Origin of the sequence: Phytoactinopolyspora endophytica (genome assembly GCF_004138495.1) — a bacterium.
Lineage (GTDB): Bacteria > Actinomycetota > Actinomycetes > Jiangellales > Jiangellaceae > Phytoactinopolyspora > Phytoactinopolyspora endophytica.
Map to the genome: position 1 here is coordinate 88,965 of NZ_ML142863.1, position 6,706 is coordinate 95,670.

The 6,706-nt window shown below is 67.6% G+C and carries 7 protein-coding genes; 1 reads left to right on the forward strand and 6 read right to left on the reverse strand.

Annotated features, from left to right (window positions below; translation table 11 throughout):
• The 4 genes from ELR45_RS42930 to ELR45_RS24660 form a co-directional block, all read right to left on the reverse strand.
• The coding region (locus tag ELR45_RS42930) for an AAA family ATPase (protein ID WP_420813948.1) at positions 1–178 on the reverse strand (178 nt) is incomplete at its 3' end.
• Positions 179–365: 187 nt separating this feature from the next.
• Entirely contained in the window at positions 366–1,079 is a 714-nt protein-coding gene (locus ELR45_RS24650) for a response regulator transcription factor (protein WP_129668708.1), read from the reverse strand.
• A gap of 189 nt (positions 1,080–1,268) precedes the next feature.
• On the reverse strand, positions 1,269–2,381 hold the full coding sequence (locus tag ELR45_RS24655) for a sensor histidine kinase (protein WP_205857192.1): 1,113 nt from the start codon (positions 2,379–2,381) through the stop codon (positions 1,269–1,271).
• An 83-nt stretch (positions 2,382–2,464) separates the two neighbouring features.
• A complete protein-coding gene (locus ELR45_RS24660; protein ID WP_165368079.1) occupies positions 2,465–3,754 on the reverse strand; it encodes an alpha/beta fold hydrolase in 1,290 nt (429 codons plus the stop codon).
• 331 nt (positions 3,755–4,085) lie between these two features.
• Between ELR45_RS24660 and ELR45_RS24665 the strand changes: the two genes are divergently transcribed.
• Positions 4,086–4,865: a TetR/AcrR family transcriptional regulator gene (locus ELR45_RS24665; protein ID WP_205857193.1), complete on the forward strand. Its 780-nt coding sequence runs from the start codon at positions 4,086–4,088 to the stop codon at positions 4,863–4,865.
• 58 nt (positions 4,866–4,923) lie between these two features.
• On the opposite strand, the gene ELR45_RS24670 is transcribed toward ELR45_RS24665, so the two are convergent.
• Positions 4,924–6,360, reverse strand: coding sequence for a sensor histidine kinase (locus ELR45_RS24670; RefSeq protein WP_129668710.1), 1,437 nt, complete (start codon positions 6,358–6,360; stop codon positions 4,924–4,926).
• The coding region (locus ELR45_RS38940) for a winged helix-turn-helix domain-containing protein (protein ID WP_205857194.1) at positions 6,357–6,706 on the reverse strand (350 nt) is incomplete at its 5' end. The genes ELR45_RS24670 and ELR45_RS38940, both read right to left, overlap by 4 nt.

Below are 6,706 nucleotides of genomic sequence, written 5' to 3' on the forward strand. Positions count from 1 at the left end.
TGCCGCCGCGCAGGCTCTTGGCCCCCTGCTCGCCCATCACCCAGGCCAGCGCGTCGACGACGTTCGACTTGCCCGAGCCGTTGGGCCCGACCACGCACGTGATGCCGGGCTCGAACTGCAGGCTCGTCGAGGAAGCGAAGGACTTGAACCCCCGCAACGTCAAGCTCTTCAGATGCAACGGATAACTCTCTCCTCACCGGAAGCTGCCGGTCAGACTACCTCTTCCGGCCGCTCCGCGCCGTGATTAGCGCGCATCAGCCCGCTATGACGGGCATGCGCCTCGCGGAAGGACGGCGGCACAGACCGGTCGGGCGTGGCGGAGATAGCCCGATGATGTCGGTCCCGCACGGCCATACCCGGTCCGGTCATGCCGGGACAGCGGAGGCGACAAGTCGGTAGCCGACGTTGCGGACCGTGCCGATGAGGCGCGGTTGCGCCGCGTCGTCGCCCAGTTCACGGCGGAGGGTGCGAATGTGGACATCCACCACGCGCTCGTCACCGAAGAAGTCGTGTCCCCATACGCGCTCCAGCAATTGACGGCGGGTAAAGACATGCCCCGGCGCCTCTGCGAGAGCGTGCAGGATGTCGAAGTCAAGCGCACTGAGCTCGACGACGCGTTCGTCCTCGACGACGACCGTGCGACGGGTGGGGTCGATCATCAGGCCGTCGAAGCGCAGGATGGCGTCGTCCGGGTCGGCCGCACCAGCGGACGTGGTGGAACGGCGCAGGATCGCACGGACACGCAGGGCGAGCTCCCGGGCGCTGAAAGGCTTGGTCACGTAGTCGTCGCCGCCCGTGGTGAAGCCGACCACCCGGTCGAGCTCCTCATCTCGGGCAGTCAGCAGGATCACCGGGACATCACTCGTCTTGCGGAGCCTCCTCATCACCTCGAAGCCGTCCAGCCCGGGCAACATCACGTCCAGGATCACAAGATCAGGCTTCTCGTCGAGCGCCGCCCGCAGCCCGCCGGTGCCGTCGGCGGCCTCCGTCACGGCGAATCCGTCGGCTTCGAGGTAGGCGCGGACCAGCATCCGGATCTTTGCCTCGTCGTCGACGACGAGGACTCGTTGCGTCCGCATGGCTGCCACTATGCCAGGCGGGGCGGCCGACAGTGGCAGTCCCTGACCGAGGTTCCTGCAGCCTGGGGAGCGCCCCGGTCTCGTCCGATACGCCAAGCCCGGACGAGGGAGGGAGGGAGGGAGGGCTGTCGTCACGGCTGCAGCGGAACATTACGTGCCAACCCGGCGCAGGCACCGTATGAGTCAGCGTCACCGGGCTTGAGCCTGCTCAGGCATTGAGGGAAGCCGGACACGGAACGCCGCTCCCCTGCTGGGTCCCGGAGAGCTGACGGTGATCTCGCCGCCATGTGCCCGGACAATGCCGCGAGCGATGGTGAGGCCGATCCCGCTGCCGCCGGCAGGCGCGGGCCGGCCGGCGGGTTCCAGCCGTTCGAATCGGTGGAAAATCCGCTCCAGGTCCTCCGCTGCGATGCCGATTCCCGTGTCGACGACGTCGATCACGGCGTCGTCGCCTTCCTGTCGCACGGTCACGTCGACCCGGCCGCCCGGATCCGTGGCGGCAAGTGCGTTGCCCAGCAGATTCGTGACAACCTGCACGATGCGCTCGCGGTCGACCTCAGCATGGACCGGTGCCGACGCCACTACCTGGAGTCCGACCCCCTGGTCCTCGAACTGCGGGCGCAGCCGTTCCGCTGTTCGCTGTGCCGTCTTGGCCAGATCTGCTTCACCGCGTACGAGCCGGAACGCCCCCTCTTCCACCCGGGAGAGGCTGGACAGGTCCGAGGCGAGCCGCTGCAGACGCGCAATATCCTCCCCGAGGGAGGCGAACAACTCGCCTGACGGCGCGAACACCCCGTCGACGAGGCCGTCCACCTGCCCACGCAACATCGACAGCGGTGTCCGCATTTCGTGGGCGACCTCGGAGACCAGCCGCGCCCGCCGCCGTTCGACGTCGGCCAGCTCGGCGGAGAGCCGGTTGACATCGGCCACCAGTCGGCCCAGCTCCGGCTCACGGGGCACAGGAATCCGCTGGCCGTAGTGCCCCGCGGCCATGCGGCGCGTGGCCGCACGAATTCGGTCCAGCGAACGCAGCAGCAGCCGGGACGTCACCGTCGCGCCTACCACCGCGACGGCGAGGCCCACCAACAGGGCGATCACCACCGCTCTGTCGAACGTCCTCTCGACCTCGCGGGAGAGGATCATGCCGGTCTCCACCTCGGGGTCGAACTCGCTCGGCACCAGAGCCGCCGCCGCGGCGAACATCGCTGCGAGCGAAACGATGACAACCGCAAGGTGGGAGGAGAACAGCCGGGTGCGCAGGCTCAAGGTGCGCCACCACTGACGGCCAGGCAAACGGATCATCGCTGTGCTTCCTCTCTCGTCCGCGAGGCTTACCGCGGTCGGCTCCGACCGCCGGCGTCGGTCGAGCACGTCTCGTGGCTATGTCACAGATTGTGCTTGAGCCAGTCCGCGGCTATCGGGTTGCGATCCTTGGCCAGCGGGCAGTGTCCCGTGCCCTTGGTGATCTTGACCTCGCCCTGGGTGGATGAGTCGGCGAGTCGCTTCAGGTCACCGCCCGTCGCGAAGGGATCGTCCGATGTCGTCATCGCCAGGATCGGAGTGTCGGTCTGCACCTTGCCCACGAACCCCTGGTTGACCAGCGACGCCTTGCGGGCGAGCTCCGCCAGCCGTTCCGTGTCCTCGACCGGGACGTCGTAGCGAGCGGCCAGCGCCGCCCGCGGCTGCGGCGTGAGGGATTCGATGAACTCGGTGCCGGCGTTGAGAGCCTCATGCACCGGGGGGCAGAGGGCCACCACGGCCTTGACCCGTTCATCGGTGAACGCGAGACGTCCCACCGTGTTCCCTCCGTACGACTGGCCCATGGCGCCGATACGCTTCGCGTCTAAGCGCTGGTCGGCGCGCACCACGTCGACTACGGCACTGTAGAGGCGGTCCGTGTCGGGACGGTCGGCGGGCCAGTCCTGGCTGTCACCGAAGCCCGAGTTGTCGATCGAGACCATGGCGATACCGGCAGGAGCGAGGTGCTGTTCGAACGTCTCCGCAAACTCGGTCTTGGCCCAGTCGATGCCGCCTGAGGTGATCAGGACCGGGAAGGGGCCGTCGCCCTCGGGGAGATGGAGGAATGCCTCCAACGTTCCGCCTTCGAAGGGCACCTGCAGCCGCTCGAAGTCCCAGTCCCCGAGCCGTGCCGCTTTTTCATATGCGTCCTTCGCCATCCTGTAGGCATCTGCCTCCCGTTCCGTCTCCCGGTGCTGAGGGTAGGCGGCCACCGTGAAGTAGACCGACGCCTCCCGATACTGGTTCCGCGCCGTGCGGGAATCCCCGCTGGATTGGGCGGCATCGGCCTTGCCCAGCGTCTCCTCAGCGACGGTGGTCCACTCCGTGATCCAGTTGCCGGCACCGGGCTTGGTCACGGTGTCGAACCACTCCGGATTCTCCCGCTTGCCCGTTGCCTTCTGGATGCGGTGCAGCACCGTGTTCATCACCGAAGGATCGCCGCCATGAGTAGTCCAGTCCTCCAGGCGGACTTCGCGAAACCACTTCTCCTCATCGATCTTGACCGGTTCGACAGGGGTGGCCGAGCTAGAGTCGCCGACCGATGGATCCGCCCCGCCCGTTGGGGCAGGCGTCTCGGTCGCTCCGCACGCCGCGATGGCCAACGTCGCCACAGCCGCCCAGGCTGCCACCGTCGACAGCCGTACTTGATGTCGCATGTCTTTCCTCCTACATTCGCCGGACCTGTACTCGTGTTGCAAGTCAAGTCCGGTCGCATGTGGCTCGTGCGATTGCCTGTATGAAGCCTTCATGAAGACGCGAGACACCGGGCGCTCCACAGCACTCACGGCAGCACTCACGGCGCGCCCCGCACGGCTGGAGAGGTGCGAAACGCCAGACGGTGGCCTCGACCGGACGGTCGGCGTGTTGCCCCTCCAAGGCCTCGCAAGGCAGAGCGAGACCGGCTCACGCGCGGGTGCTACCGCACAGTACAGTCACAAGAAGGACGTCCAAGCGTCTACACCTACAGCGGGTGCAAGAGGTTTAAGGTTGAGCGCTTCGAACATGACCGCCGCCGCACCGGACACGCCGAACGGCGCGAAGGTGCCGGGCAGCCCGGCCTGGTGGGCTGCCCGCCCCGTCGCCAGCACCACCCCTCGTCGTGGCCGCCCCGCCCTGGACACCGACCTCATTATCGGGACCGCCCTGCGCCTCGTCGACGAACACGGCGTCCACGCCTTCTCCCTGCGGATGCTCGCCGACGCCCTGGGCTCCGGCACCGCCACCCTCTACCGCCATTTCGCGAGCAAGGACGAGATCCTTGCCCTCACCGTGGACCGCGTCCTCGGGGAACCCAACCTGAGCGACCTCGGCGCCCTCGCCACCTGGCAGGAGGCCCTCACCGCCACAGGCCACCGCTTGTACGACGCCCTGTGCCGCCACCCCAACATCGTGTCCCCGCTCATGGCCCAGGTCCCTGTCGGGCCCAGCGGGCTAGCCCAGCGCGAACGCATCCTGCGTGCCCTCCTGGACCGCGGTCTGCCCGCCGACCTGGCCGCCCGTGCGTTCACCGCCGTCAGCCACTATGTCATCGGCTTCACCGCTCAGCAGCACGGACCCGCAGCCGCGCCGCCCACTGCCGGCCCTCAGCTCGCCGCCTTCTACCGTCGCCTGGATCCCGACGAGTACCCGGCTATCGCCCAAACCAGCCACACCCTCACTTCGGTTCCTCTGCTCGAGGAGTTCCGCTTCGGCCTGGAACTCCTCGTCGGCGGCCTCGACCGCCACGCCCAGCAGGACACGCGGAACCCGCCGCCGCGAAAGACGTGATCACCAACAGCGTGCACGCCGTCAAGCCGACCGGTCGGGTCGCAGTGGGCTTGTCTGGTCATGTGTCACGTCGTCCTTGCGGGTGCGGAAGCTGGACAGTGACGGTGGTCCCCATGCCGACCTCGGAGTCGACGGCCACCTGCCCGTGGTGGGCGTGCACGATGGCTTCGACGATGGCGAGGCCGAGGCCGGAGCCGCCGTAGGCGCGGCTGCGGCTGGCTTCGGCGCGCCAGAAGCGTTCAAAAACGCGAGGGAGATCCTCGGGTGAGATGCCTGGCCCGTTATCGCTGACCTTGACGTGGACAGCGCTTCCGGTGTCGGTGATCTCGACCAGCACGGACGTCCGGGCGGGGGTGTGCTGCACGGCGTTGCCGACGAGGTTGCGCAGGACTTGCTGAAGTCGGGCGGCGTCCCCGCGGACGGGTGATGGCTGAGCCGGAGCCAGGGTGATGCTGCGGTCTGGATAGATGATCTCGGCGTCTTCGACGACACTGGCCACCAGGGCTGTGAGGTCGACGTCAACCTGGTCGATGAGGCGTCCGGCATCGAGGCGGGCGAGCAGCGCGAGGTCCTCAACGAGCAGGCGCATGCGTCCGACCTCGTTCTCGATGTGGTCCAGAGCTTTCTCCAGACCCGGCCCCGAGATACCGCCCTGGCGGTAGAGGTCGAGCCAACCAGAGATGGTGGACAGTGGCGTGCGCAGTTCGTGGGAGGTGTCGGCGGCCATCGACCGGATGGACGCTTCCGCGCGTGCCTGGGCGTCGAAGGCCCGGTTGACGGCTTCCGCCAGCAGATCGGTTTCGCGCTTGTCGCCGCGGGTGGGCAGGCGCTCGGTTCGGGAGCCTGCGGCGATGGAGTCGGCGGTGTGGGCCATCTGGGTAATGGGACGCATGCCCAGGCGAAGGACGCCCGCGGCAAGTCCCAGAAGGAGCGCCAACGCGACTCCGACAAGGAATAGCTGACGCTGGGTGACTTCCTCGGTGGTTTCCTCGTCCACGGACGTATCCAGGGCCAGGACGAGTGCCGTCGGCCTGACAGGGCGTTTGCCCGGTCCCTGTTCGAGCGTCAGCCCAGCGCTAGGAATGCGGACGGCTTTGAAGTTCTTCAGACCGTCCGGTTTGTCGTGAGTAACGATTTCACCGGGTGGCACGGTGCTGGCCAGCGAGACGAGCATGGCGGCGGCCGAGGAAGCTTCCCCCGTCGTGGCCAGGATGCGGCTGTCGGCGTCGACAGCGATGATGCCGTGCGATGGCCCGAAAAGTGCACCGAGGTGGTCGACGTCGGCGGTCTGCGGACCGCGGGCTATGACGTCGCCGAACTGGTCGGCGCTCGCTCTGAGCGTGGTCTCGTCGCGCTTGTTCAAGAATTCCCGCAGCAGGAAGGTGCTGCTGGCCGCGCTGGCGAGCAGGCCGGCTGTGAGGAGGACGGCGAGTCCGGTCAGCAGACGGAGGCGGACGCCGGAGAAGGACCAGGGAAGACGGACGCGGAGCTTCACTGGTGAGCCTGTTCCCGAAGTGTGTAGCCCACACCGCGGACGGTGTGCAGCAGCGGCGTTCGGCCATGGTCGATCTTTCGACGCAGGTTGGAGATAAAGCGTTCGACGACGACCGAGTCCCCGCCGAAGTCGTACTGCCAGACAGTTTCGAGGATCTGAGAGCGCGAGAGGACCTGGCCCTGGTGGCTCATGAGGTAATGCAGCAGCCGATACTCGGTGGGCGAGAGCTCGATGGCCCGGCCTGCACGCCGGACCTCGTGGCGGGGATCGTCGACTTCGAGGTCGGCGCAGCGCAACAGTGTGTCGTCGGCAGCGAAGGTGCCGCCGCGGGCTCTGCGGAGCAGAG